Source organism: Streptomyces sp. HUAS 31 (assembly GCF_028198125.1).
Taxonomy (GTDB): Bacteria; Actinomycetota; Actinomycetes; order Streptomycetales; family Streptomycetaceae; genus Streptomyces; species Streptomyces chartreusis.
Window position 1 is genome coordinate 638,607 of record NZ_CP116353.1, and the last position, 25,136, is coordinate 663,742.

The window sequence follows — 25,136 nt, forward strand, 5'->3', positions numbered from 1 at the left end:
GTGTTCGACGAGTGCCCCGTTCCGCCCGAGAACTCGCACGGCAGCCCGCGAGGAGTAGCACCGGAAAGGCCCGGTCATGAGCGTTCGCATCCGCCGCGTCTACGAAGCACCCGAGCCCGGGGACGGGGTACGCGTCCTGGTCGACCGGCTGTGGCCGCGCGGCCTGTCGAAGGACGCGGCCCATGTGGACGAGTGGCCCAAGGGGCTCACCCCGTCCACCGAGCTGCGGCGCTGGTACCACGCGGGCGAGGGGTCCTACGAGGAGTTCGCCGACCGGTACGAGGCGGAGCTGGACGCGCCCGATGCGGCCGAACTCCTCGATCATGTCCGGGAGTTGGCGGGCAGGGGCGCGGTGACGCTGCTGACCGCGTCCAAGTCTCCCGAGCGGAGTCACGCCGCCGTGCTGGCCCGTCTCCTCTCCTGACCGAGGAGACGGGCCGCGGGCCGCCGTCGGGCCATCGAGCCGTCAGGCCGTCTGCCGCGCTCGCCGTCAGGCCGTCGCGCTCATCGTCAGGCCGTCTGCCGTGCCGCCGCCCGGCCCGCCGTGCGGCCCGAGAAGAGGCAGCCGCCGAGGAAGGTGCCCTCCAGGGCGTTGTAGCCGTGGACGCCCCCGCCGCCGAAACCGGCGACCTCGCCGGCCGCGTACAGGCCCTCGATCGGCGTCCCGTCGGCGCCGAGCGCGCGCGAGTCGAGGTCGGTCTGGATGCCGCCGAGGGTCTTGCGGGTCAGGATGTGCAGCTTGACGCCGATGAGGGGGCCGGCCGCCGGGTCGAGGATGCGGTGCGGGGTGGCGACCCGGCCGAGGCGGTCGCCGATGTAGCGGCGGGCGTTGCGGATGCCCTGTACCTGGGAGTCCTTGCTGTACGGGTTGGCGATCTGGAGGTCGCGGGCCTCGATCTGGCGCCGGACGGTCTCCGCGTCGAGGAGCGCCTTGTCCGTCAGCTGGTTCATCTTCTCGACCAGCTGCTCCAGGGTGGGTGCGGTCACGAAGTCCGCCCCGTTGCGCAGGAAGGCCGCCACCGGCCCCGGGGCGCCCTTGCCGAGCACCCGCTCCTTCAGGAATCCGGCGCGGTCCTTGGCGGTGATGTCGGGGTTCTGCTCGGAGCCCGACAGCGCGAACTCCTTCTCGATGATCTTCTGGGAGAGGATGAACCAGGAGTGGTCGTAGCCGGCGATGTCGGCGTCGGTGCGCAGGTGCTTGAGGGTGCCGAGGGTGTCGTATCCGGGCAGGCACGGGTCGGGCAGCCGGCGGCCGAGGGCGTCGAACCACATGGACGACGGCCCGGGCAGGATACGGATGCCGTGGCCGGGCCAGATCGGGTCCCAGTTCTGCAGGCCCTCGGTGTAGTGCCACATGCGGTCGCGGTTGACGAGCCGTACACCCGCCTGTGCGCTGATGTCGAGCATGCGCCCGTCGACGTAGGCGGGGACGCCGGTGACCATCTCGGTGGGCGGGGTGCCGAGCCGGTCGGGCCAGTGGCGCCGGACTATGTCGTGGTTGGCGCCGATGCCGCCGGTGGTGACGACGACGGCCTGTGCGGTCAGCTCGAACTCGCCGACGCCGTCGCGGTTGGAGGCGACACCGCGGGGCGAATTGTCGTCGGCCAGCACCGTTCCGCGCACACCGCGGGCCGTGCCGTCCTCGATGACCAGCTCGTCGACCCGGTACCGGTGGTAGAAGGTCAGCAGTCCGTCCCGGGCGGCCTCCTTTGCGTACCGCACGAAGGGCTCCACGACGCCCGTGCCGGTGCCCCAGGCGATGTGGAACCGCGGCACGGAGTTGCCGTGGCCGTCGGCGCGCAGGTCGCCGCGCTCGGCCCAGCCGACCGTGGGCAGGAACTTGATGCCGTGGGTCTCCAGCCAGGACCGCTTCTCGCCGGCCGCGAACTCGACGTACGCGCGCGCCCAGCGCACCGCCCAGGAGTCCTCGTCGTCGACCCGGTCGAACCCGGCGCTGCCCTGCCAGTCGTTCCAGGCCAGGTCGAAGGAGTCCTTGATGCCGAGCCGCCGCTGCTCCGGGGAGTCCACGAGGAACAGCCCGCCGAAGGACCAGAACGCCTGCCCGCCGAGGTTGGCGGCGTTCTCCTGGTCGACCAGCGCGACCCTGCGGCCCCGGCTGGTCAGTTCGCTCGCGGCGACGAGGCCCGCGAGTCCCGCTCCGACGACGATGACGTCGGCATCCATGGCGACCGTCCCTTCCTCTGTTCGGTACACGTGGTGGCGCTGATCGATGGTGGAGCCGCTCGATGGCCGGGTCGTCCGGCGATCGGGCTCTTCGGTGGTCCGGCTGTGGCTATGCCGTGCTGTCGCCGCTGCCGTCGGTGAGCAGTGCGGTGAGCAGTCGCCCCAGCCAGCGGCGGGCGTGCTCGACGTCCCTGTCCAGCAGCAGTTGGGTGGTGACGCCGTCGTACGCGGCGACCACGGCGTGCGCGGCGCCGTCGATGTCGCCGAGCACCGCGGGCAGCGCGGTGCGGCCTCCCGCGCGGGCGAGCCGTTCGGCGATCGCGCCGCGCAGTCGGGCGCGGTGTTCCAGCAGGGTCCGCGCGACGACCGGGTCACGTGCGGCGTGCACCAGGAAGTCGGTCTTGACCAGCAGCCAGTCGCGGTCCAGGAGCAGCACCTCGGTCACCCGGTCCACGGCGGCGGGCACGTCCAGGCCCGGCCCGTCGAGGGCGAGCGCCCCGGCGACCTGGTCGGCGATCAGGTCCGCGCGTTCCCGGTAGAGGGCGAAGAACAGCTCGTCCAGGCTGTCGAAGTTGGAGTAGAAGGCGCCCCTGCTGTAGCCGGCGGCCTCGCAGACCTCCTCGATGGAGACCCGCCCGAACCCCTTGGCGGCGAACACGGCGAACGCGGCGTCGAGCAGATTGGCCCGCGTGCGGACGCGGCGCCTCGTGACGCGTCGGGTCGTTTCCTCCACCGTCATGGCCGGACCTCCGTTCGATACGCGAATGTATCCGATACATCTGTGTATCCAAAGGGTCCGTCGGAAAGTCGGCCCGCGACGCCGTCTCGCCGGAACATCTAGGGGAACAGATTTTCGATTTCAGGGGTACGCTGGACGCATGGCCACGCACCTCCAGGGCTCCCTGTTCGACCAGACCGACGAGCTGCGGCTCGGCTCCCTCACCGGGACCCGCCGTACGCGGCTCGCCCATGGCGCCTGGATCGACGTACTGCCGGGCTGGCTCAGCGGCGCGGACACGCTGTTCGAACAGCTGGCGTCCGAGGTGCCGTGGCGTGCCGAGCGGCGCACGATGTACGACCACGTCGTCGACGTACCGCGACTGCTCGCCTTCTACGGTGTCGACGACGCCCTGCCGCACCCCGTCCTCACGGAGGCGCGCGACGCGCTGTCCGCGCACTACGCCGAGGAGCTGGGCGAGCCGTTCACCACGGCCGGGCTCTGCCACTACCGCGACGGCCGCGACAGCGTGGCCTGGCACGGGGACCGCATCGGGCGGGGCGCACGCGAGGACACCATGGTCGCGATCCTTTCGGTGGGCGCGCCTCGGGATCTGCTGCTGCGCCCGATGCACGGCGGCGGCGAGACGGTACGGCGTCCGCTGGGGCACGGCGACCTCATCGTGATGGGCGGCTCCTGCCAGCGGACCTGGGAGCACTCGATACCCAAGACCACCCGCGCCGCGGGACCGCGCATCAGCGTGCAGTTCCGCCCGCACGGCGTGCACTGAGGCGGAGAGGCGGCCGCTTCGGGTGCACGCGGGGGCTGCCTCCGGCGGACGGTGCCGGAGGCAGCCCTTCCTCTGGGCGCGGCCCCGCCCCGCCCGCACACTGTGCGGATGAGCGCGCAGACGCAGGTCCCGGCCACCGCTCCCCGGCGCACCGAACTCGACGCGCTGCGGGTGCTCGTCGTCCTCGGCCTGGTCTTCTTCCACTCGGCCCTCGTCTTCTCGCCGGACGACGACTTCTACGTCAAGAACTCGCAGACGAGCGAGGCCGTCACCGTCTTCGTCGGGTTCGGGGTCGTCTGGGCGATGCCCATGCTGTTCCTCGTCGCCGGGCTCGGCTCCCGGTACTCGATCCGCCGGCGCGGAGTGGGCCGGTTCGCCCGGGAACGCCTGCTGCGCCTGGGCGTTCCGCTGGTCGTCGCGACACTCGTGCTGTGCCCTCTCCCCCAGTGGCTGCGACTGCGGGCGGCCGACCCCGGTTACCACGAGTCCTACTGGCGTTTCTGGCCCCGCTTCCTCACCGTCCGTCCGGACGCGGCCGACTTCCCCTTCGTCCTCGACGGGGAGTACTTCGAGACGGGCCATCTGTGGTTCGTCGTGCTCCTGCTGACCTTCAGCCTGCTGCTCGCCCCGGTCGCGGCACCGCTGGCCGACCGGTCGCAGCGGGTGGGGCGGGCGGCCGAGCGACGCCCGGCGCTTCTCCTGCTGCTCACCCTGCCGCTCGCCGCCATCAACGCGTTCCTCGGCATGGAGGAGGGCTTCGCGGGCTGGAACAGATGGGCCTACCTGGTGTTCTTCCTCTTCGGGTACGCCCTCGCCGACGACGACCGTGTCCGCGGCGCCCTGCGCCGGCTCGCGGTGCCGACGGGTGTGGCGGGGCTCGCCCTGTTCGCGGGGACCGCGCCCGGATTCATGGCACTGGACGACCCGTTCACCGAGTGGAGTCCGTTCGCGCTGGTGACCCGGGCGCTGTTCGGGGCGGCGGGCTGGTGCTGGGTGGTGGCCATCCTCGGGCTGCTGGACCGGCCGCGCGAGATCCGGCCGCCCTCCCACGTGATGGCGTACCTCGGGATCGCCGCGCTGCCGGTGTACGTGCTGCACCAGCCGGTCGTGGTCGCCCTCGCCTATGGCGTGGTGGGCTGGTCGGCGCCGATCGTGGTCGAGTACGCGGCGATCGTGGCCGGTTCGCTGGCGGTGATCCTGGTGCTGTACGAGGGTGTGGTGCGGCGGACGCGGCCGGTGCGGTCGCTGTTCGGAATGCGTTCCGAACCGCCGGTCGTCCTTCCTGTCCAGCCTCCGGACCCGCCGGTCACACCGGCCCGTTGATCTGCTTTGCTGTGTCCGTCGGGCACGGACCTCACCACGCGGGACGATCATGCGGGCAGATGTGCAGCAAGTCGCGGACGGCACCTATCTCGTACACGGCAGCAACACCAACTGGGTGATCCTGTCCGAGGGGGACGCGGTCACGCTGATCGACACCGGGTACCCCGGCGACCGGGCCAAGCTGCTCGCCTCACTCACGGAGATCGGCAGCGCACCGGAGGCGGTCGCGGCCGTGCTGATCACCCACGCGCACACCGACCATCTGGGCAACGCCGAGTACCTGCGCACCACTTACGGCACGCCGATCCACCTCCACGAGGCCGAAGTGCCGCACGCCCGCCGGGATTTCCTGCACCAGGTGAACGTCGGGACGGTCCTGCGCAACGGCTGGCGGCCGGGTGTGCTGCCCTGGGCGATCCACGCCATCCGCTCCGGCGGCACCGCGCACGTCCCGGTGACCTCCCCCGAGGCATTCCCGTCGGCGGGTCCGCTGGACCTGCCCGGCCGCCCCGTACCGGTGCACACGCCCGGCCACACCGACGGCCACTGCGCCTTCCACCTCCCGGACGCCGGTGCGGTGATCGCGGGTGACGCCCTGGTGAGCGGGCACCCCACCTCGCGGATCAAGGGCCCGCAGCTGCTGCCGGACATGTTCCACCACGAGCGGACCCGGGCCGTGGCCTCGCTGGCGGTGTTCGAAGGGCTCAACGGCGACGTACTGCTGCCCGGCCACGGACCGTTGCACCGGGGCCCGGTGCGGGAAGCCGCTCTTCAGGCCAGGGAGCGCGCCGTCTAGGGTGAGGTGACGATCACCGCGAGGCGAGGACGAACGGCCCATGGCACTCCAGATCAGCGCGACGAATCCGGAGCACCCCGCCCTCCTGCTGGAGCTGCCGTGGCAGCTGCCGCTTGAGGAGTGGCCGGAGGAGGTCCTGGTACCGCTGCCGCGCGGCATCTCCCGGCACATCGTGCGCTACGCCCGGGCCGGCGACGAGGTGATCGCCGTCAAGGAACTCGCCGAGCGCCCGGCCCTGCGCGAGTACGAGCTGCTGCGCGACCTGGACCGGCTCGGCATCCCCGCGGTCGACCCGCTCGCCGTGGTCACCGGGCGCCTCGACGCGGCCGGTGCCCCGCTGGAGTCGGTGCTGGTCACCCGGCATCTGCGCGGCTCGCAGCCGTACCGCTCGATGTTCGAGACGACGATGCGCCCGGCGACCATGCACCGGCTGATGGACGCGCTGGCCGTGCTCCTTGTGCGCCTCCACCTCGCCGGGTTCGCGTGGGGCGACTGCTCACTGTCCAACACGCTGTTCCGGCGCGACGCGGGCGCCTACGCGGCCTACCTGGTGGACGCCGAGACCGGCGATCTGCACGCCCAGCTCAGCGACGGCCAGCGCGACTACGACCTGGACCTCGCCCGGGTCAACATCAGCGGCGAGCTGCTGGACCTGGAGGCGTCCGGGGCCCTGCACCCCTCCGTCGACCCCATCGAGTTCGGCACCGAGATCTGCGCCCGCTACCAGGGCCTGTGGCAGGAGCTGACCCGCACCTCCGTCTATCCGGCGGGCAAGTACCACTACATAGAACGCCGGATACGCCGCCTGAACGACCTCGGCTTCGACGTGGCCGAGATGCAGATCGAGCACGCGACGCACGGCGACACGGTCACCTTCGTGCCCAAGGTCGTCGACGCCGGCCACCACCAGCGCCAGCTGCTGCGACTGACGGGCCTGGACACGGAGGAGAACCAGGCCCGGCGGCTGCTGAACGACCTGGAGAGCTGGATGGCCACCCAGGACGACTACGCCCCGGGCGACCCTCTCGGCGCCCGCCCCGAGGTACTCGCGCACCGCTGGGTGCGGGATGTCTTCCGGCCCACCGTGCGGGCGGTCCCGCTGGACCTGCGCGGGTCCATGGACCCGGCCGAGATCTACCACGAGCTGCTCGAACACCGCTGGTACCTGTCCGAGCACGCGCAGCACGACATCGGCCTGGACACGGCCGTCGAGGACTACATCAGCAACATCCTGCCCACAGCCAGGGAGACGCTGCGGCCGACCGTGTCCGACTGACTCAGTCGTGCGGGACCACGGCCACCGGGCAGTCCGCGAGGTGCAGCATGCCGTGCGCCACCGAACCGATCCGGGCACCCACGGCCGTACGGTGCACGCGGCGCCCCACGACCATCAACTGGGCCCGCCCCGACACCGACAGCAGCACCTGTCCGCCGCTGCCCATCTCCACGTGCTCGACGACGGGGACATCGGGGTAGCGCTCCCGCCACGGTCGCAGCGCCTCGCCCAGGGACTCCTTCTCGTGCGGCTCGAGTCCGCCGGCCTCGTCGAGCATCTTCAGGGAGGCCGGGCTGTAGGCGAACAGCGGCGGCAGCGTCCAGGCCCGGACGGCGCGCACGGTCGCGCCGCGCGCCGCGGCCGCCTCGAAGGCGAACCCCAGGGCCGCGGCACTGTCCTCCGGGTCGCCCTGCTGCCCCACGACGATCTCGCGCCCCGCGGCCTCGCCGGACGGCTCGTCACCGGCCCGTACCCGCACCACGGGCCGGGCGGCCCCGGAGATCACCTGCTGTCCGACGGAACCCAGCAGGAACCCGACGACCCGGCCGTGGCCGCGCGACCCCAGCACGAGCATCTCGGACTCGCTCGCGGCGGCGATCAGCGTCTCGGCGGGCGGGCCCTCGACGACGTCGATGGTCACCTCCAGGCCCGGGTGCCGCTCGGCGACGCCCCTCGCCACCTCGGCCAGTCCGTCGCGCACCCACTGGGCCTGGGTGTCCTCCCCCGCGTCGATCGCGTCGTGCGGCTGGAACCGCCAGGCGTGCACCACCCTCAGGGGGAGCCCCCGGCGGACGGCTTCGCGGGCGGCCCAGGCCAGCCCGGCGAGGCTCTCCTCCGATCCGTCCACCCCAGCGGTGATCGGGCGCGTCATTCCGGCTGCCTCCTCGTGTCACGGTCACATCCGTGAGCCCAGTCTTCACTACGACCCCGTAGCCCCGAGACGCCGGTGGTCCGGGCCGCCCGGGGCCGCCCAGGGCCGCCCGGGGCCGCCCCGAGGCTGACACCGGCAGGGTCCGGCATACCCGCGCGGAGCGGGGCGATCGAACATACGATGGGCAGGACCGGGCCGGTGACGACGGGGAAACCGTGCCCTGACACCGGACTCTCGGGGTGGGAGACGTATGACACAGGCCGCCGAAGCAGCGCGGACCGTCATCCTGACCGTGGACGACGACCCGGGAGTCTCCCGGGCGGTCGCCCGCGATCTGCGGCGGCGCTACGGCGAGTCGCACCGGATCGTGCGCGCGGAGTCCGGCGAGTCCGCGCTGGAGGCGCTGCGCGAGCTGAAGCTCCGCGGCGACCTCGTCGCGGTGATCCTGGCCGACTACCGCATGCCGCAGATGAACGGCATCGAGTTCCTGGAACAGGCCCTGGACGTGTACCCCGGTGCGCGGCGGGTGCTGCTGACCGCGTACGCGGACACCAGCGCGGCGATCGACGCGATCAACGTCGTCGACCTCGACCACTACCTCCTCAAGCCGTGGGACCCGCCGGAGGAGAAGCTCTACCCGGTCCTGGACGACCTGCTGGAGGCCTGGCGGCGCAGCGACTACCGGCCGGTGCCCAGCACCAAGGTGGTGGGACACCGCTGGTCGGCGCGCTCCTCCGAGGTGCGCGAGTTCCTGGCCCGCAACCAGGTGCCCTACCGCTGGTACTCCGCCGAGGAGCCCGAGGGACAGCGGCTGCTGGCCGCCGCGGGGCACGACGGACAGCGGCTGCCGCTGGTGGTCACGCCCGACGGGACGCCCCTGGTGGCGCCGGAGGCACCCGAGCTGGCGGCCAGGGTCGGGCTGGCCACGACACCGACCGCCGACTTCTACGACCTGGTCGTCATCGGCGGCGGACCCGCCGGGCTCGGCGCGGCCGTGTACGGGGCGTCGGAGGGCCTGCGGACGGTGCTGGTGGAGCGGTCGGCGACCGGCGGGCAGGCCGGGCAGAGCTCCCGCATCGAGAACTACCTCGGCTTCCCGGACGGCGTGTCGGGCGCCCAGCTCACCGACCGGGCCCGGCGGCAGGCCGCCAAGTTCGGCGCCGAGATCCTCACCGCGCGCGAGGTGACGGGACTGGAGGTCAGCGGCGCCGCCCGGATCGTACGGTTCTCCGACGGGTCGGCGGTCGCCGCGCACAGCGTCATCCTGGCGACCGGCGTGTCCTACCGGCAGCTGCAGGCGCCGGGCTGCGAGGACCTCACCGGCTGCGGCGTGTACTACGGGTCGGCGCTCACCGAGGCACCCGCGTGCCAGGGCCAGGACGTGTACATCGTCGGCGGCGCCAACTCCGCGGGGCAGGCGGCTATGTATCTGTCGCGGGGCGCGAAGTCCGTGACGCTGCTGGTGCGCGGGGCGTCGCTGTCGGCGTCCATGTCGCACTACCTGATCCAGCAGATCGAGGAGTCTCCGAACATCTCGGTGCGCCCCAGGACCGTCGTGGAGTCCGCGCACGGCTCGGGCCACCTGGAACAGCTCACGCTGCGCGACATGGACAGCGGGCAGACCGAGAGCGTCGACGCCCAGTGGATGTTCGTGTTCATCGGCGCGGCCCCACTGACCGACTGGCTGGACGCGACGGTGCTGCGGGACGAGCGCGGGTTCATCCTGGCCGGGCCCGACCTCACCGCAGACGGGCGGCCGCCGTCCGGCTGGGAGCTGGACCGGCCGCCGTACCACCTGGAGACCAACGTCCCCGGCGTGTTCGTGGCGGGCGACGCGCGCTCCGAGTCCGCCAAGCGTGTCGCGTCCGCCGTCGGAGAGGGAGCCATGGCAGTGATGCTCGTCCACCGTTATCTGGAGCAGTCATGAGCGGGCAGTCGGTGCCGTGCCAGCCCACCGAGATCGGCTCGCTGTTCCTGTTCGAGAAGCTGACGCCCGAGCAGCTCGGAAGGCTGTGCAGCGAGGGCCGGGTGGAGCGGTTCGAGCCCGGGCCCGTGTACACCGAGGGTGACCCCGCCACCTGCTTCTACGTGATGATCGAAGGCACGGTCGTGCTGTACCGCAAGGTCGGCGGGGACGACGTGGAGGTGACCCGGACGTCCCAGCGCGGGGTGTACGCCGGGTCCATGCAGGCGTACCTGGGCGACCGGGTGCGGCAGGTCTACAACAACTCCATGCGCGTCACCGAGCCGACGCGGTTCTTCGTGCTGCCCGCGGACACGTTCGCGGACATCATGCAGGAGTGGTTCCCGATGGCGGTGCATCTGCTGGAGGGCCTGTTCTTCGGTTCGAAGAGCACCCAGCAGGCCATCGGGCAGCGCGAACGGCTGCTGGCGCTGGGCTCGTTGTCCGCCGGGCTCACGCACGAGCTCAACAACCCCGCCGCGGCGGCCGTACGCGCGACCGCGACACTGCGCGAGCGGGTCGGCAAGATGCGGCACAAGCTGGCGATCATCGCCCAGGGTTCGTACTCGCCCGAGGTGATGGCGAACCTCATCGACCTCCAGGAACGCACCGCCGAGCGGGTCGCCAAGGCGCCGACGCTCAGTCCGCTGGAGGCCGCCGACCGGGAGGACGCGGTCACCGACTGGCTCGACGACCACGACATCCCGGAGGGCTGGCGGATCGCGCCCACCTTCGTACAGGCCGGCATCGACGTGGACTGGCTGGACCAGGTCGCGGCGGGGGTGGACGGCGAGATCCTGCCGAACGCGATCGGCTGGCTCAACTACACGGTCGAGACAGAGCTGTTGATGGACGAGATCAACGACTCGACCACGCGCATCTCGCACCTCGTCGACGCGGCCAAGCAGTACTCCCAGCTGGACCGCGCCCCCTTCCAGAACGCCGACGTCCACGAACTCCTCGACAGCACCCTGCTGATGCTGTCGGGCAAGATCGGGCAGCGCATCGACGTCGTCAAGGACTACGACCGCACACTGCCGAAGGTCCCGGCGTACCCGGCGGAGCTCAACCAGGTGTGGACGAACCTGATCGACAACGCGGTCTCGGCGATCAACAGCGCGGGCGGTGAAGGGACGCTGACCGTGCGCACCGCGTCGGACCACGACCGGCTGCTGGTGGAGTTCCGCGACACGGGGGTGGGGATCCCGGCGGAGAACCGGGGGCGGATCTTCGACCCCTTCTTCACGACCAAGCCCGTGGGCGAGGGCACCGGGCTCGGCCTCGACATCTCCTGGCGGATCGTGACCAACAAGCACCACGGCACGATCCAGGTGGAGTCCGAGCCGGGCGACACACGTTTCCAGGTGCTCCTTCCGTTCACGTCCGAGGAGGCTTCATGACCAGCGCGAACGGCATCGATCCCGGCGCGGCGCCGAGCGGCAGCGGCTGTACCGAGTGCGACGAGGCCGGCGGATGGTGGTTCCACCTGCGGCGGTGTGCGCAGTGCGGGCACGTGGGCTGCTGCGACAGCTCCCCCGCGAAGCACGCGACGGCGCATTTCCGGGACACCGGGCATCCGTTGGTGCAGAGCTTCGAGCCGGGCGAGGCCTGGTACTGGAACTACGACACCAACGAGATGTTCGAGTCGGGGCCCGAGCTCGCTCCCCCGGCGAGCCATCCCGCGGACCAGCCGACGCCGGGGCCGGCGGGGCGGGTGCCGGCGGACTGGGCGAAGACGTTGCGTGCCTGACCGCTCGGGGCGCCCCTGAATCCCCACGGGTTCTGTCGGTGGCAAGTGGCAGGATGTTTTCGTGTCGCAAGCCTCCTTCAGTACCCCGCTCATCGGCCGGGACGACGAATTCGCCCGGCTCTCCGGAATGCTGGAGCGTGCCCGGGGCGGGGATGCCCGGGCCGTGCTGGTCGCCGGGGATGCCGGGGTCGGCAAGACCCGGGTGCTCGACGAGGTCTCGGGGCGGGCCGCCGCCGACGGGATGATCGTCCTGACCGGGCACTGTGTCGACCTGGGCGATGTCGGGCTGCCGTATCTGCCGTTCACCGAGGTCCTCGGGGTGCTCGCGGGTGACGAGCGGTTCGCGGGTGTCCTCGACGGACATCCGGTCGTGGGCCGGTTGCTGGGCGGCGGCACGGACGCCGTGAGCGACCGGCTGCGGCTGTTCGAGGGCATCGCCGGACTGCTGGCCGACCTCTCGGAGATCGCGCCGGTGCTGCTCGTCCTTGAGGACCTGCACTGGGCCGACCAGTCGTCGCGGGACCTGCTGCGGTTCCTGCTGAGCCGGGGCATCCTCCAGCGGGCGGCCGGTGGGGCGCCCGGACACCGGCTGGCGGTGTTCGCGTCCTACCGCGCGGACGACCTGCACCGCCGCCATCCGCTGCGGCCGCTGCTCGCCGAGCTGGTACGGCTCCCCGCGGTCGAGCGTCTCGAACTGCGGCCCATGGCCGACTCCGAGGTGGCACGGCTGGTGCGGGCCGTGCAGGAACAGCCGCTCCCCGACACCACCGTGCGCCGGATCGTGGAGCGGGCCGAGGGCAACGCGTTCTACGCCGAGGAACTGGTCGCCGCCACGGACACGGAGGCGGGCGGGGTGCCCAGCGGGCTGGCCGACGTCCTCCTGATCCGGTTCGAGCAGCTCTCCGACACCGCCCAGCAGGTGCTGCGTACGGCCGCGGTCGCCGGGCGTCGTGTCGAGCACGACCTGCTGCGGGGTGCCGTGGGGATACCGGAGGACGAGCTGGAGTCCGCGCTGCGCGAGGCCGTGGGCCGGCAGTTGCTGGTGCCGGGCGCGGGCGACACGTACGCGTTCCGGCACGCGCTGGCCCGTGAGGCGGTGTACGCCGATCTGCTGCCCGGCGAACGGGCCCGGCTGCACGGCGCGTTCGCCCGGCTGCTCGCGGGACGCGGCCGGCCGGAGGAGACGGCGGCGGAGCGCGCCCACCACTACCGGGAGAGCCACGACCTGGCCGAGGCCCTCGCCGCCTCGCTGGAGGCCGCCTCCCACGCACACCGGGTCGGCGCGCCGGCCGAGGAGCTGCGGCATCTGGAGACCGCCCTCGACCTGTGGTCGTCGGTGGAGCCGGCGGCTCGGCCCTCGGGCGAGGGCAACGACCGGGTGACCCTCACGCTGCGCGCCTCGGCCGCGGCCGCGCACGCCGGTGAGTCGCACCGGGCGGTCTCCCTGACCCGTTCCGCGCTCGCGGGCGTCGGCCAGGACACCGACGCCGAACTCGCCGCCCGGGTCCGCTACACCCTCGCCGGCAATCTGCTCGGCGTGGACAGCCTTTCGGCGGCCTACGCCTACAGCAGTGAGGCGCTCGCCCTGATCCCGGCGGAGCCCCCGTCACGGACGTGGGTGTGGGCGGCGGCCACGCATGTCATGGCCGCACGTCAGGTCGGTGAGGACGAGACCGCGCTGCGGATCGCCCACGAGGCGCTGCGCACCGCCGAGCAGTTGCGGGTGCCGGACGCCCAGGCGGACCTGCTGATCTCGCTGGCCGCGCTGGAGGGCGGCGGCCGGCGCACCCCGCTGGGGCGGGAACGGCTGCGGGAGGCCCGGGAGTTGGCGAGGGCGTCCGGGAACGCGCCGGTGGAGATGCGGGCTCTGTTCAACCTCGCCGTCGGCTGCTTCGAGTCCGGTGAGCTTCAGGAGTGCCTGCCGTGGCTGGCGGAGGGCCTGGACCGGGCCCGGCGTGCGGGGTTGCTGTCGTCGCCGTATCCGCTGGAGATGCGGTACCTGCGACTGCTGGTGCTGTACGCGCTGGGCCGCTGGGACGAGTGCCTGAGCGTGGCGTCGGCCGACGCCGAGGTCCTGCCCGCGGCGGGCGGCTTCACGGCCGGTCCGGCGCTGTACGTCGCCCTCGCGCGCGGCGATCTCCGCGCCGTCGAACAGGCCGGCACCCTGCTGGAGGGGCCGTTCGACTGGATGGGCACGCTCGTCGCGGGGATCGCGCTGACGGACGCCGCCGCGCTGCGCGGGGACGCGGAGGAAGCGGTGGAGCGGATGGGGACCGCCGTCGCGGCTCTCACCGACGACGTGGGCAGGCCGCCCGACGTCACGGTCCGGTTGGCCGCCCTCGCCCTGTCCGCGGTTGCCGACCGGGCCGCCGCACTGCGCCTGACCGGTGACGCGGAGGGTGCCCGGCGCTGGGCGGACACCGCGACCGAACTGGTCGGGCAGGCGCGGACGGCGGCCGTGCGCGGCGAGGTCGGCGTGCCGCAGGGCCCGGAGGGCATGGCTTGGCTGGCACGTGCGGAGGCGGAGTGGACGCGGGCCGTGAGCGGGCCGGATGCGCAGGCGTGGGCGAAGGCGGTGGCCGCGTTCGACTACGGCGACGACTACGAGCGGGCCAGGTGCAGGCTGCGCCACGCCGAGGCCCTGCTGGTGGCGGACGACCGTGAGGCAGCGGGTGCCGAGGCCAGGGCTACCCGGGATACGGCGGTGCGGCTCGGTGCGACACCGCTGCTGGAGCGGGTGGACGCGCTGATCCGCCGCGGTCGTCTGGCGGAGGCCCATGCCGACGGTTCCTCGCCGCTCACGGCCCGTGAGCAGGACGTCCTGCGGCTCCTCGCCGTCGGCCGCAGTAATCGGCAGATCGGCGAGGAGCTGTACATCACCGGCAAGACGGCGAGCGTCCATGTCTCCAACATCCTCGCCAAGCTGGGCGCCGCGAGCCGTACGGAGGCGGTGGCGATCGCCTATCGCGAGGGGCTGATCACCCGTGAGGAGACGGTGGGCTGACCCGCCGTCACGCGGATCAGCCGGTGGGGTCGCAGTCGAGGGCGGTCAGGTCGACGGCGTCGGCCATCGCCTGCATGCCCTTGTCGTTGGGGTGTATGTGGTCGCCGCCGTCGAGGGCGGGCAGCATCCTCTCCCGGTCGTAGGGGCTGCGCAGGATGCGGTCGAAGTCGGTGACGGCGTCGAACTCGCCGCTGCCGCGGATGAAGGCGTTGACCTCCTGGCGTACTGCCTCGCCGGCCTGGTCCCATTCCTGCCAGCCCTTGAACGGGCCGACGGTCGCGCCGACGACACACTTGCCGGCCGCGTGCGCCCGGTCGACGATCTCGCGGTAGCCCTCGATGAGGTCGTCGGCCGTGACGCCCGTGTGGGCCTTGATGTCGTTGACGCCCTGGAAGAGGAACACGGTCCGCACGCCCGGCTGGGACAGCACGTCCCGCTCCAGCCGGTTCAGGGAGCTCTGGCCGGCGCCGTCCGCGAGGACCTTGTTCCCGGAGATCCCCTCGTTGGCGACGCCCTTGACCGCGGTGTCCGTCTTCTGGAGCCGACGGGCGAGGTAGTCGGGCCAGCGGCGGTTCAGCTCGGAGGTGGACTGCCAGCCGTCGGTGATGGAGTCGCCGAGGGCGACCACGGCGCCGGTGCCCTTGGGGGCCTGCACGGAGACGGCGTCGAGGTAGAACCAGGATCCGGTCGGGATGGTCCAAGGGGTGCCGCTGTCCTCGGCGGTGTGGTCCCCCTGTGTGGCGTACGACGTCTGCATCGCCATCCAGTGCCCGCTCGCCGGGCCGGCCGCGTCGGGGCTGTGCAGGCTGACTGCGAGGTTGGACGCCGTGGGCAGCTTCCCGGGCAGCGGGTCGCTCCACACGGTGGCGCCGGCCGGCACGGTGACGGTGCGCTCGCCGCCGAAGGCGAGACGCCGGTTGGTGCCCGGCCGCAGTTCGGCGCCCTGCTTCTGGAGGCCCGCGTAGGCGCTGTCGAAGGTGATCGGCCGGTCCCCGAAGGCGTTGGACAGCCGGACCCGGACGCCGGTGCCGCCGACGCTGGTGTGCACGACGAGCCGGTAGCTGCGGCCGGCCACGCCGTCGCCCATCCGGTCCGCGCCGGCCGCCCAGGTGACGACGCCGCTCGGGCCGCCGGTCGCCTCGGCGGGCGCGGACTGGCAGGCGACGAGCGTCAACAGGACGGCGGCCAGGGGCAGTTTGGATCTCACCGGGCGAAGTCCTTCAGGGTGACGGACGCGCCGGGGCGCAGCGAGACAGTGCGGGAATCCTTGCCGTGGGCGACCGTCGTGGTGCGGCCGCCGACGCTGCGGATCCGCGCCTCGGTCGGCTTGCCGTCCCGCCAGCGCAGGTCGACCTCGAAGCCGCCGCGCACTGGGACGCCCTCGACGAAGCCCGATGCGGCCCAGGCGTCCGGGAGGGCCGGGAGGAGTTCGACGTGTCCGGGCCGGGAGTACAGCAGCATCTCCACCATGGCCGCGGGGGTGCCGAAGTTGGCGTCGATCTGGAAGATGCCCCGGCCGCGTTCCACCTCGTAGATGTCGAAGAGGTTGAAGGCCGTGCCGTTGCTGCCGTCGGTGGAGGGGCGGAGGTTGTTGACGATGAGCTGGTAGGCCTTGTCGGCGTTCTTGAGGCGGGCCCAGCACAGGCTGCGCCAGGCGTTGGCCCAGCCGAAGCTCTCCATGCCGCGTGCGGTGAGCAGCGCGGTGGCGCCGGTGACGAGGTCGGCCGGGGTGGAGCCGTCGGGGCGGATGCGGTCGCCCGGGAACAGGTTGATCAGCGGGGACAGGTGGCGGTGCGTGGTCTCACCCAGGTTGTCCGGCGACATCCACTCCTCCAGCCAGCCGGTGGTCGGGCTGACCTGCGGCAGATACAGCTTCCTGCGCAGCGATGCGACGGTGTCCGCGAAACCGGCGTCCCGCCGGAGTTCGGCGGCCGCGGTGCAGTAGTTCCCGAACAGTGTCCACACGACTTCCTGAGCATAGGTGATGCCCTTGGCGTCCTGCGGGCCGTGTTCCGGGGACCAGTCGCTGTCGTCGACGAGCACCTCCTTCGAGGTGCCGGGGAGGGTGATGGTGAGGAGCCGCGCCTCCCAGAACTCGCAGGCGCCCTTGAGGAGCGGGTAGATCTTCTCGAGGTACTCGCGCGATCCGGTGTACTCGTAGTGCTCCCACAGGGTGGTGCAGAGCCAGGCGTTGCCCGCCGGGTGCCACCACCAGCCGCTGCCGCCGTAGGGGTTGGTGGAGAAGGCGACGGCCCAGCCGGCGTTCTTGCCGCTGGAGTTGCGGTATCGGTTGCGCGGGTCGTTGTAGAGGCGGCGGGTGAGGTCGTTCCAGGACGGGAGCTGGGCGACGCAGTAGTCGGTGAAGGCGTCGAAGCACGGCGACAGGCCCGTGCGGTCGGCCATCCAGTAGTTCATCTGGATGTTGATGTCGGTGTGGTAGTCGCCCATCCAGTCCGGGTCGTTGCCGTCCAGCCACAGGCCCTGGAGGCCCAGCGGGAGGCTGCCGCGGGAGCCGCAGATCATCAGGTAGCGGCCGAACTGCAGGTAGGCCGCTTCCAGCTCGGGGTCGGGCTCGGGGTCGCGGCTGCGGGCGTGCAGACGTTCCCAGGTGTCCAGTTCGCGCTGCTCGGCGGAGGAGGTGCCGAGGGAGAGGCCGAATCGTCCGTACAGGGTGCGGTAGTCGGCGACATGGGTGCGCCGCAGGGCGTCGGCGGACTCGGCGACGGCGGCGCGGACCTTCGTACGGGCGAGTCGCTCGGGGTCGAGCGAGGGGTCGCGGAAGCCGGAGCGTGCGTCCGGCGCGTAGTTGGTCCCGGCGGTGACGACGACGGTGAGGTCCTTGCAGCCGGTGAAGTCGATGCGCGTGCCGTCGACGGTGACCTTGCCGCCGGTGCCCCGGGCCTTGACCGCGGCACCGTAGCGCAGGCCATTGGGGAGGGTCGCGGCGAAGGACTCGGCGGCGGTGGGGTGTTCGCCGTGGGTGCCGGTGAGGGTGATGCTGCCGGTGTAGCGGCCGCCGCCGCTCTGGGTGAAGCGCAGGACGATGACGTCGTCGGGCCGGCTGGCGTACATCTCGCGCCGGTAGGTGACGCCGGAGCGGACGTAGGAGCTGGTGACCAGGCCCTGGGCGAGGTCGAGGGTGCGGCGGTAGCCGCTCACGCCGCCGAGGTCGTGGTCGGGGATGTCGACGGTGAGCTTGGCCAGCAGGGTGAACGAGCCGAAGTCGGAGCGGCCGTAGGGGAACTGGCCGTCCTGGTCGAGGGTGTCGTTGAGGCCGCCGGTCCACATGGTGGCGTCGGTGATCAGGAGGAGTTCGCGGCCGGGGTCGTTGCTCGCGAGGGCGCCGATGCGGCCGTTGCCGACGGGCAGGCCCTGTTCGATGAGCGAGCCCTCGTCGCCGGGGGCCTGCCACCACAGCTGGTGGCGAGCGGCGTCGGCGGGCAGCGGGACTTCGGCGGGGCGGGCGGGTGCGGCGGTGGCGGTGAAGGCGGGCAGCGTGCCGAGGGCGGCGGTGAGGCCCGCGGTGGTGGCGAGGGAGAGGACGGTTCTTCTGCTCGGCTCGTTCGGGCTGGTGTCCATGTGCGGCTCCGGGGTCGTCCGGGCCGGGGCCGGCGCCCGGGGCCCCGACGGGGGGAGATCAGAGGGACTTCGGTACGTCGATCCGGTCGATGTCCGGCGCGTAGCCGGTGCCGCTGTCGAAGACGACGGTGTTGGTCCCGGCCTTGAGCTTCACCGGCACGTAGACGCTGTTGACGGTCCCCCAGTCACCGGTGGAGGGCAGCTTGTGCGAGGTGGCGCCGCCGTCGCCCGCGGAGACGAGGACCGAGCGGGCGTCACCGCTGACGTAGGCGACCTTGATCTGGTAGGTGCCGGCCTTGGCCACCACCACGTCGTTGACGGTGACCTTGCCGCCGACGTACAGGTTGCCGACCTTCTTGCCGCCGGAGCAGGCGGAGCAGTCGGCCACGGAGGCGTTGCCGCTCAGGGTGTTGGAGCCGGCTTCGGCCTCGTACGCGGTCCAGGCGAGGTCGGTGCCGCGCGGGGTGACGGTGAACAGGCGGGAGCCGTGGGCCGGCAGGGCCTGGGTGATCTTGTCGGTGTAGGTGCCGAGGCCCTCCTTGTTCCACACGTCGCGCACGGCGGCCTTGCCCTTGAAGCCGAGGGTCTGCCAGTTCGCGGTCACCGAGGCGGGTGCGTCGGAGAGGTTGAACAGTGCCACGGTGTAGGTGCCGTCGGGGTTCTTCGCGGCCCACACCTGCTGCGGGTCGGAGGCGGTGACGGGCTCGGCGGGCGGGGCGCTGCTCTGGTTGATCGCGATGACCTCGCGGTTGGTCAGCAGCGACAGGCCGTAGGAGTCGAGCTTGGTGATGTCGTCACCGGTGAACAGCGGGGACTTGGCGATGGCCCAGAGGGTGGCGTAGCTCTGCCGTTCGGCCTTGGTGAGGCCGTCCATCTCTCCGTTGCCGACGTTGAGGGAGTCGAGGTCGTTCCAGCCGCCGGGGCCCGCGTGGTCGGTCCAGGCGGGGGCGTCGTCCCAGCGGTCGTCGACCGAGTTCTCCCAGGTGACCAGCGTGTTGCAGTAGCACTCGACGTCGGTGTCGATGCGCCAGCCGTTGGAGTACTTCTTCCAGTCCGCGACGTGCCCGTAGTCCAGGGACCAGGACAGTTCCAGGTGGATCGGGCGGCCGGCGGTCCTGATGGCCTTCTGCCAGGCGGCGACGTCGGCGACGTTGTTGTAGTTGTCGCCGTTCTTGAACGAGCCGGGGCCGACGCCGTCGAGCTTCAGGAAGTCGTAGCCCCAGTCGGCGAACATCTGCGCCTGGGAGTCGATGTACTTCTGCGCGCAGGGATCCGAGAAGTCGATCTTGTAGGCGCTGTCCCAGCCGTTGGTGGTGCGCAGGTCGTCGTAGACGATGTCGCCGGTGGTGCAGCCCTCGGCGTTCCAGATCGGGTTCTTGCCGTCGTTGTACGCCCCCTTCTCCAGGCCGACCGGGAGGTAGATGCCGGCCTTGAGGCCCTTGGAGTGGATGCGGTCGGCGACGGCCTTCATGCCGCTGGGGAAGCGGACCGGGTCGGCCTTCTGCCGGCCGTACTCGTCGAACTGCGACTTCCAGGACCAGTCCATCCACCAGCCGGCGTCTATGTTGACGTACTCGTAGCCGTACTTCTTCAGCTTGGCGGCCATGGCGTCGGTCTGCTTGATGACGTTGGCCTCGGACAGGTAGCTGTAGTCGCCCTTCGGGTTGAGGCCCGGGTACTTCGACGACTGCATGGTCCAGCTGGTCCAGCCCATGTAGGGCTTGGCGGCCACTTCGGTGCCGGCCGTGGCGGCCGGGGGCGTGGTGGTGTCGGCCTGCGCGGCGGGGACGGCCGCGGTGACACCGGCGGTGAGGGCGAGGACCACCAGGGCTCTCAGGGCGCGTGCGGGCATGACGGAGTACGAGGATGACCTCATGGGTCGTGCCTCCAGGGGTTGGTTCAGCGGTACTGGCGCTGGTCGTCGGCTCGGATGAAGGACTGGATGGCGGTGGCCGCGGCCCCGCGCGCCCACTCCTCGAAGGGCAGTGGGCGGGTCTGTACGTCGCACTGGGCGGCGGTGCCGAACGCGGCCGCGGCGAACGCGTCGCGGATCTGTTCGGCGAACAGGTCGTAGGCGGCGAGGCCCTCGCCGGAGATGATCACCCGCTCGGGTCCGAGCAGGTTGGCCACGGTGGCGATGCCCCGGCCGATCGCCTCGCCCGCGCGGGCGTAGGCCTCACGGGCTCCGGCGTTCCCCTGGTGGGCGAGCGCCGCGGCCTCGGCGGTGTCGGCGACCTCGACACCGGTGCTGTCGCGGATCCGCCGGACGATCGCGGCGTCCCCGGCGATCGCCTCCACGCAGCCGCGGTTGCCGCAGTGGCAGGGCGGGCCGGCCGGGTCGACGGTCACATGCCCGATCTCCCCGGCCACGCCGTGCGCCCCGGCGACGACCCGGCCGTGCACCACGAGGCCGCAGCCGATGCCGGCGCCGACGGTCACCACGGCGAAGTCGGACAAGCCGACTCCGGCGCCGAACCACTGCTCGGCGACGGTGAGGGCCCGTACGTCGTTGTCGACGGTGACCGGCAACCCGGTGGTGGCGGCCGCGAGTTCGGCGAGGGGGACGTCCCGCCACTCCAGGAACGGCGAGTACCGGACGACTCCGGCGCCGCGCTCCACGTCTCCGGAGACGGCGATGCCGAGGCCGAGGACGGGGACGCCGAGGTCGCCGGCCTCCGCGAGGAGGGTGCCCGTGAGCTCGGCGACCGAGGCCAGTACGCTCCCCGGCTCCCGGTCCGGGAGCGGGGCGTGGCGGGCCACGCGGATGCGGCAGCACAGGTCGGTGAGCACGCCGATGACCGCGTCGCCGGTCACTTTCAGCCCGATGAACAGTGCTCGTCCCCCGTCGACCCGTACCGGGTTGGCGGGGCGGCCGAGCGCGGGGCGGGCGGTCTCGTCCAGGTCCTCCACCAGGTAGCCGGCCTCTATCAGGGGCCGTACCGCCTTGGTGACGGCGGCCGGGGACAGTCCTGCCCGCCGGGCCACCTCCAGACGGGTGAGGGGCCCATGGCTGAGGACGGTGGTGAAGATCTGCGAGGCGGCCGGCGTGTTGGCCGGAAACGTCTCGGCGTGGTGGATCGAGGACATGACCGGAACCTAGAGCCCTTATTTTCCGTCGTCAATAAAAGAAGCAGGATTCGTTCGAGGACTCCGGATCCGGCCGTTCGAGGGCTCCTACCCGGTGATCGAGGTATGTCCAACTGTGCGTCGTCTGTGGCGATGTGACGGGATGCGAGAAGGTTGCCCCGCACGCAGATGATCGTTCTCGTATCGGCAGCACATCGGTATCGGCAGCACATCGAAGGAATCGGGAGGAACCCGCATGGTCTCAGCAGCGGTGGTCAGAGGTACGGCGGTGACGGCGGCCCTCGTGTCGCTCATGGTGGTCCCCGCGCATGCCACGCCCCTGGAGCCCGGCACCACGAGGGCCGGCGCCCCGGCCCCGGACGTCACGGGCCTGTGGAACGTCCTGCGCACGGCGCAGCGCAACGGCGCGCCCGGCGCGATGGCGCGTCTGGAGGACCACGACACGGTCCACTGGGCGGCCGTCGGCGTGGCCGACCGGAAGACCGGACGGGCTCTCAGCAACTCCGACCGGTTCCGCATCGGCAGCATCACCAAGGTCTTCTCGGCGGTCGTCCTGCTGCAACTGGCCGAGGAGAAGAAGCTGACGCTCGACGCCCCGGTCGACCGCTATCTGCCGGGGTTGCTGCCCGACAAGAGCATCACGGTGCGTCATGTGCTCAGCCACCGCAGCGGCCTGTACGACTACACCAACGACATGTTCGCGCGGACGGTTCCCGGCTTCGAGGCGGTCCGCAAGAAGGTCTTCACCTACCGTCAGCTGGTCAACCGCTCCCTGGCCAAGCCGCGGACCACCAAGCCGGGCGGGGCGTACTCGTACTCCAACACCAACTTCGTCGTCGCGGGCATGCTCATCGAGAAGCTGACCGGACACCCGGTGGCGACCGAGTACCGCGACCGGATCATCAAGCCGCTGACACTGACCGACACCTTCTACGTGCACCCCGGCACGAAGATCCCCGGCCGGTACGCCCGCGGCTATCTCACTCCGGACACCGCGGGCGCGGCACTCGTCGACGCCACCGAGCAGACGGCGTCCTGGGCACAGAGCGCGGGCGCGGTCATCTCCAGCACCCGGGACCTCAACACCTTCCTGTCGGCACTGCTCGGCGGCCGGCTGACCTCCAGGACGCAGCTGGCGCAGATGCAGCGCTGGGTGCCGGCGGGCAGCACCACGGCGTACGGGCTGGGGCTGCGGCGGCGCGACCTGTCGTGCGGTGTCTCCGTCTACGGCCACACGGGCGCCGTGCAGGGCTACTACTCCTACGCGTTCGCGTCCAAGGACGGCAAGCGCAGCCTCGCCGCGGTCGCCACCGCCTCCAACAACGGCACGCTGCACAACACGATGCTGCGCACGCTGGAGTCCGCGTTCTGCGGCAAGCCGTCGAAGAAGGCGCGGCCCGCAGCCACGCCCGTCGAGCGGCACGACGACATCGCGCCGGACAACACGTTGAGCTTCGACGAGTAGGACCGACCCGCACGTCAGGTGGGAACCCCCGGGATCCGGCGCGCGTTCTCCGGACATCCGCACCGGATCCCGAACCACCCACCAGGACGGCCCGATGAGCGAGTTGGTCCCCGGGGGCAATCTGCCCCTCCCGGGCGGCGGCGTGACCGTCCGGGTGCCCGGCCCCTTCGACGTGTCCGCCCTCGTCACCGACGACAGTGGCAAGGTGCGGGGCGACGCCGACTTCGTGTTCTACAACCAGCCGTCCGCGCCGGGCGCCCGCCTGCACGGCGACACCCTGACCGTCGACCCGCCGCGGCTGCGCTCCGGGGCGACCCGGGTCACGGTGGTCGTCAGCCCGGCCGACCCCGGCACTCCCCTGGGCCGGCTGCCCGCGCCGGTGCTCCAGGTCACCGACCCGGGCGGCCGCCCGATCGCCCGGTTCGCCCCGCCACGCCCGGGGCCGGAGACCGTGCTGCTGCTCGCCGAGGTCTACCGGCGTGGCGGCGGGTGGAAGCTGCGGGCTCTCGGGCAGGGGTACGCGGACGGACTGGCGGGGCTCGCGCGCGACTTCGGGGTGGACGTGATCGAGGACGCCACGCCCTCGCCCGCCGGGCTGACGACCGTCCCTACCGTGCCCGGCGCTCCGCCGATGCCCACGGCACGCTCCACGATGCAGACGCTGGCCGGCCTGACCGTCCCGGACTTCCCCTCCCCCGATCCGGACGGCTTCCTCGGCCTCGCCAACTCCGCCCGGGCCGACGTCGGTTCGCCGCCCGTCGCCCCCGACGCCCGGCTCGCCTCCGCCGCGCGGGCGCACGCCTCCGCGATGGCCGCGTCGGGCCGGCTCGGTGTCGAGGGCGGCGACGGTGTCTCCGTGTACCAGCGCATCACGGCCACCGGGTACACGTACATCACCGTCGGCGAGCACCTGGTCTCCGGTCCGCGCACCCCGGCCGAGTTCGTCGCGTACTGCCTGCGCACCGAAGGCGCTCGCCGCACCCTGCAAGACGCCGCCTTCACGCATGCCGCCGTGGCGTCGGTCAGCGGCGGCCGCTCCGGCGACACATTCTGGACGGCGCTGTGGGCCAGACCGCTCGCCCCGGGTGATCTGCCCCGTACCGCGGCCGAGGTCGTCGACCTGACCAACCGGGAGCGGGCGAGGGCCGGGCTGCGCCCGCTGGCCGCCGATCCCACGCTGACCGTGGCCGCGCAGTCCTACAGCGCCGACATGGCGGCCCGCGCCTTCTACTCCCACACCTCGCCCGAGGGGACCCAACCGTGGGACCGGGCGGCCGCGGCGGGCTCCCGGATGCGCGCGATCGGCGAGAACATCGCATGCGGTCAGCGCTCCCCCGCCGAGGTCGTGGAGGGATGGATGAACAGCCCGGGACACCGCGCCAACATCCTCAAGCGCGACTTCACGCACATGGGCATCGGCTTCGCGGGCGGCGGCCCGGCGGGCACATACTGGACACAACTCTTCGGCGGCTGACGGATCAGGGCCGCGACACGCCGCGACCTAGGCGGAACGATGCCGTCCGGGACACGATGCCCGCATGAAGGGTGACCTCTTTTCCAGCGAGCACATGGTCCAGCCGGCCACGGCGCCGGGCATGACGATCGAGAACGCCAAGTGCATCAAGTACGCGGTGAACGGCGAGATGCACGCCCGCCAGGGCGCCATGGTCGCCTACCGCGGCAACCTCCAGTTCGAGCGCAAGGGCCAGGGCGTGGGCGGCATGCTCAAGCGGGCCGTGACCGGGGAGGGGCTGCCGCTGATGGCGGTGCGCGGACAGGGCGAGGCCTGGTTCGCGCACGAGGCGCAGAACTGCTTCATCGTCGACGTCGACCCCGGCGACGAGTTCACGGTCAACGGCCGCAACGTGCTGTGTTTCGACGCCTCGTTGTCGTACCGGATAGCGACGGTGAAGGGCGCCGGCATCACCGGCGGCGGTCTGTTCAACAGCGTCTTCACCGGTCAGGGCAGGCTGGGCCTGATCTGCGACGGCAACCCGCTGGTCATTCCGGTCTCGCAGCAATACCCGGTGTACGTCGACACCGACGCGGTGGTCGGCTGGACGGCCGGGCTCCAGACCTCGCTGCACCGCTCGCAGTCCCTCGGCTCGATGCTGCGCGGCGGTTCCGGCGAGGCCGTACAGCTGATGCTGCAAGGTCAGGGCTATGTCGTCGTACGGCCGAGCGAGGCGACACCCCAGAAGCCGCAGCAGCACTGAAGCGTCCCCCGAGGTGATCTGCGCCTCACGAGCAACCCACTCCGCCCTGCCGACGTCTTGATCGACAACAGGTGAAGCCCTGGCCGAGCATGTGGCCAGGGCCGGTTCTCAACG

General features: G+C 71.8%; 19 protein-coding genes. 12 read left to right on the forward strand and 7 right to left on the reverse strand.

Going from position 1 to position 25,136, the window contains the following annotated elements:
- The first annotated feature begins 76 nt into the window (after positions 1-76).
- Positions 77-424 (forward strand): DUF488 domain-containing protein, encoded by a 348-nt coding sequence (locus tag PGH47_RS02585; protein WP_271662013.1) that lies wholly within the window; start codon positions 77-79, stop codon positions 422-424.
- A gap of 86 nt (positions 425-510) precedes the next feature.
- Here the strand turns inward: PGH47_RS02585 and PGH47_RS02590 are convergent, their stop codons facing one another.
- On the reverse strand, positions 511-2,184 hold the full coding sequence (locus tag PGH47_RS02590; RefSeq protein WP_271662014.1) for an FAD-binding dehydrogenase: 1,674 nt from the start codon (positions 2,182-2,184) through the stop codon (positions 511-513).
- Positions 2,185-2,293: 109 nt separating this feature from the next.
- On the reverse strand, positions 2,294-2,923 hold the full coding sequence (locus tag PGH47_RS02595; protein ID WP_271662015.1) for a TetR/AcrR family transcriptional regulator: 630 nt from the start codon (positions 2,921-2,923) through the stop codon (positions 2,294-2,296).
- A gap of 139 nt (positions 2,924-3,062) precedes the next feature.
- Between PGH47_RS02595 and PGH47_RS02600 the strand changes: the two genes are divergently transcribed.
- The 4 genes from PGH47_RS02600 (at position 3,063) to PGH47_RS02615 (ending at position 7,087) form a co-directional block, all read left to right on the forward strand.
- Positions 3,063-3,692, forward strand: a complete 630-nt coding sequence (locus PGH47_RS02600; protein WP_271662016.1) for an alpha-ketoglutarate-dependent dioxygenase AlkB — start codon at positions 3,063-3,065, stop codon at positions 3,690-3,692.
- Between the two features lie 108 nt (positions 3,693-3,800).
- Entirely contained in the window at positions 3,801-5,015 is a 1,215-nt protein-coding gene (locus tag PGH47_RS02605; RefSeq protein WP_271662017.1) for an acyltransferase family protein, read from the forward strand.
- A 49-nt stretch (positions 5,016-5,064) separates the two neighbouring features.
- On the forward strand, positions 5,065-5,811 hold the full coding sequence (locus PGH47_RS02610) for an MBL fold metallo-hydrolase (RefSeq protein WP_271662018.1): 747 nt from the start codon (positions 5,065-5,067) through the stop codon (positions 5,809-5,811).
- A 40-nt stretch (positions 5,812-5,851) separates the two neighbouring features.
- Positions 5,852-7,087, forward strand: a complete 1,236-nt coding sequence (locus PGH47_RS02615; RefSeq protein ID WP_271662019.1) for a DUF4032 domain-containing protein — start codon at positions 5,852-5,854, stop codon at positions 7,085-7,087.
- A gap of 1 nt (position 7,088) precedes the next feature.
- On the opposite strand, the gene PGH47_RS02620 is transcribed toward PGH47_RS02615, so the two are convergent.
- Positions 7,089-7,958: a universal stress protein gene (locus PGH47_RS02620; RefSeq protein WP_271662020.1), complete on the reverse strand. Its 870-nt coding sequence runs from the start codon at positions 7,956-7,958 to the stop codon at positions 7,089-7,091.
- A 250-nt stretch (positions 7,959-8,208) separates the two neighbouring features.
- On the opposite strand from PGH47_RS02620, the gene PGH47_RS02625 reads away from it, so the two are divergent.
- The 4 genes from PGH47_RS02625 (at position 8,209) to PGH47_RS02640 (ending at position 14,675) form a co-directional block, all read left to right on the forward strand.
- On the forward strand, positions 8,209-9,885 hold the full coding sequence (locus PGH47_RS02625; RefSeq protein WP_271662021.1) for an FAD-dependent oxidoreductase: 1,677 nt from the start codon (positions 8,209-8,211) through the stop codon (positions 9,883-9,885).
- Positions 9,882-11,321, forward strand: coding sequence for an ATP-binding protein (locus PGH47_RS02630; protein ID WP_271662022.1), 1,440 nt, complete (start codon positions 9,882-9,884; stop codon positions 11,319-11,321). Before PGH47_RS02625 ends, PGH47_RS02630 begins: the two co-directional genes overlap by 4 nt.
- The gene (locus PGH47_RS02635; protein ID WP_093744675.1) at positions 11,318-11,671 is read left to right on the forward strand and encodes a UBP-type zinc finger domain-containing protein; all 354 of its coding nucleotides are present in this window, start codon (positions 11,318-11,320) and stop codon (positions 11,669-11,671) included. The genes PGH47_RS02630 and PGH47_RS02635 overlap by 4 nt, the downstream gene beginning before the upstream one ends.
- A gap of 61 nt (positions 11,672-11,732) precedes the next feature.
- Positions 11,733-14,675 carry a helix-turn-helix transcriptional regulator gene (locus PGH47_RS02640; protein ID WP_271662023.1) on the forward strand — a complete coding sequence of 981 codons (2,943 nt, stop codon included), beginning with the start codon at positions 11,733-11,735 and terminating at the stop codon, positions 14,673-14,675.
- Positions 14,676-14,691: 16 nt separating this feature from the next.
- On the opposite strand, the gene PGH47_RS02645 is transcribed toward PGH47_RS02640, so the two are convergent.
- The 4 genes from PGH47_RS02645 to PGH47_RS02660 are packed head-to-tail and all read right to left on the reverse strand — an operon-like array spanning position 14,692 to position 21,341.
- Positions 14,692-15,882: an SGNH/GDSL hydrolase family protein gene (locus tag PGH47_RS02645; RefSeq protein ID WP_443048462.1), complete on the reverse strand. Its 1,191-nt coding sequence runs from the start codon at positions 15,880-15,882 to the stop codon at positions 14,692-14,694.
- A complete protein-coding gene (locus PGH47_RS02650; protein ID WP_271662024.1) occupies positions 15,879-18,254 on the reverse strand; it encodes a glycosyl hydrolase family 95 catalytic domain-containing protein in 2,376 nt (791 codons plus the stop codon). Before PGH47_RS02650 ends, PGH47_RS02645 begins: the two co-directional genes overlap by 4 nt.
- A 58-nt stretch (positions 18,255-18,312) precedes the next feature.
- On the reverse strand, positions 18,313-20,130 hold the full coding sequence (locus tag PGH47_RS02655; RefSeq protein WP_271662025.1) for an alpha-galactosidase D: 1,818 nt from the start codon (positions 20,128-20,130) through the stop codon (positions 18,313-18,315).
- A 23-nt stretch (positions 20,131-20,153) separates the two neighbouring features.
- Positions 20,154-21,341 carry an ROK family transcriptional regulator gene (locus tag PGH47_RS02660; protein ID WP_271662026.1) on the reverse strand — a complete coding sequence of 396 codons (1,188 nt, stop codon included), beginning with the start codon at positions 21,339-21,341 and terminating at the stop codon, positions 20,154-20,156.
- 235 nt (positions 21,342-21,576) lie between these two features.
- On the opposite strand from PGH47_RS02660, the gene PGH47_RS02665 reads away from it, so the two are divergent.
- The 3 genes from PGH47_RS02665 (at position 21,577) to PGH47_RS02675 (ending at position 25,022) form a co-directional block, all read left to right on the forward strand.
- Positions 21,577-22,806, forward strand: coding sequence for a serine hydrolase domain-containing protein (locus PGH47_RS02665; protein ID WP_271662027.1), 1,230 nt, complete (start codon positions 21,577-21,579; stop codon positions 22,804-22,806).
- A gap of 94 nt (positions 22,807-22,900) precedes the next feature.
- On the forward strand, positions 22,901-24,280 hold the full coding sequence (locus tag PGH47_RS02670; protein WP_271662028.1) for a CAP domain-containing protein: 1,380 nt from the start codon (positions 22,901-22,903) through the stop codon (positions 24,278-24,280).
- A gap of 64 nt (positions 24,281-24,344) precedes the next feature.
- Complete coding sequence (locus tag PGH47_RS02675; protein WP_107909757.1) at positions 24,345-25,022, forward strand: AIM24 family protein; 678 nt, start codon at positions 24,345-24,347, stop codon at positions 25,020-25,022.
- Positions 25,023-25,136 lie beyond the last annotated feature (114 nt).

Bases quoted from the DNA above. Each gene is read 5' to 3' on its own strand.
- PGH47_RS02585 (WP_271662013.1), top strand. From the start codon at position 77: ATGAGCGTTCGCATCCGCCGCGTCTACGAAGCACCCGAGCCCGGGGAC.
- PGH47_RS02590 (WP_271662014.1), bottom strand. From the start codon at position 2,184: ATGGATGCCGACGTCATCGTCGTCGGAGCGGGACTCGCGGGCCTCGTC.
- PGH47_RS02595 (WP_271662015.1), bottom strand. From the start codon at position 2,923: ATGACGGTGGAGGAAACGACCCGACGCGTCACGAGGCGCCGCGTCCGC.
- PGH47_RS02600 (WP_271662016.1), top strand. From the start codon at position 3,063: ATGGCCACGCACCTCCAGGGCTCCCTGTTCGACCAGACCGACGAGCTG.
- PGH47_RS02605 (WP_271662017.1), top strand. From the start codon at position 3,801: ATGAGCGCGCAGACGCAGGTCCCGGCCACCGCTCCCCGGCGCACCGAA.
- PGH47_RS02610 (WP_271662018.1), top strand. From the start codon at position 5,065: ATGCGGGCAGATGTGCAGCAAGTCGCGGACGGCACCTATCTCGTACAC.
- PGH47_RS02615 (WP_271662019.1), top strand. From the start codon at position 5,852: ATGGCACTCCAGATCAGCGCGACGAATCCGGAGCACCCCGCCCTCCTG.
- PGH47_RS02620 (WP_271662020.1), bottom strand. From the start codon at position 7,958: ATGACGCGCCCGATCACCGCTGGGGTGGACGGATCGGAGGAGAGCCTC.
- PGH47_RS02625 (WP_271662021.1), top strand. From the start codon at position 8,209: ATGACACAGGCCGCCGAAGCAGCGCGGACCGTCATCCTGACCGTGGAC.
- PGH47_RS02630 (WP_271662022.1), top strand. From the start codon at position 9,882: ATGAGCGGGCAGTCGGTGCCGTGCCAGCCCACCGAGATCGGCTCGCTG.
- PGH47_RS02635 (WP_093744675.1), top strand. From the start codon at position 11,318: ATGACCAGCGCGAACGGCATCGATCCCGGCGCGGCGCCGAGCGGCAGC.
- PGH47_RS02650 (WP_271662024.1), bottom strand. From the start codon at position 18,254: ATGGACACCAGCCCGAACGAGCCGAGCAGAAGAACCGTCCTCTCCCTC.
- PGH47_RS02655 (WP_271662025.1), bottom strand. From the start codon at position 20,130: ATGAGGTCATCCTCGTACTCCGTCATGCCCGCACGCGCCCTGAGAGCC.
- PGH47_RS02660 (WP_271662026.1), bottom strand. From the start codon at position 21,341: ATGTCCTCGATCCACCACGCCGAGACGTTTCCGGCCAACACGCCGGCC.
- PGH47_RS02665 (WP_271662027.1), top strand. From the start codon at position 21,577: ATGGTCTCAGCAGCGGTGGTCAGAGGTACGGCGGTGACGGCGGCCCTC.
- PGH47_RS02670 (WP_271662028.1), top strand. From the start codon at position 22,901: ATGAGCGAGTTGGTCCCCGGGGGCAATCTGCCCCTCCCGGGCGGCGGC.
- PGH47_RS02675 (WP_107909757.1), top strand. From the start codon at position 24,345: ATGAAGGGTGACCTCTTTTCCAGCGAGCACATGGTCCAGCCGGCCACG.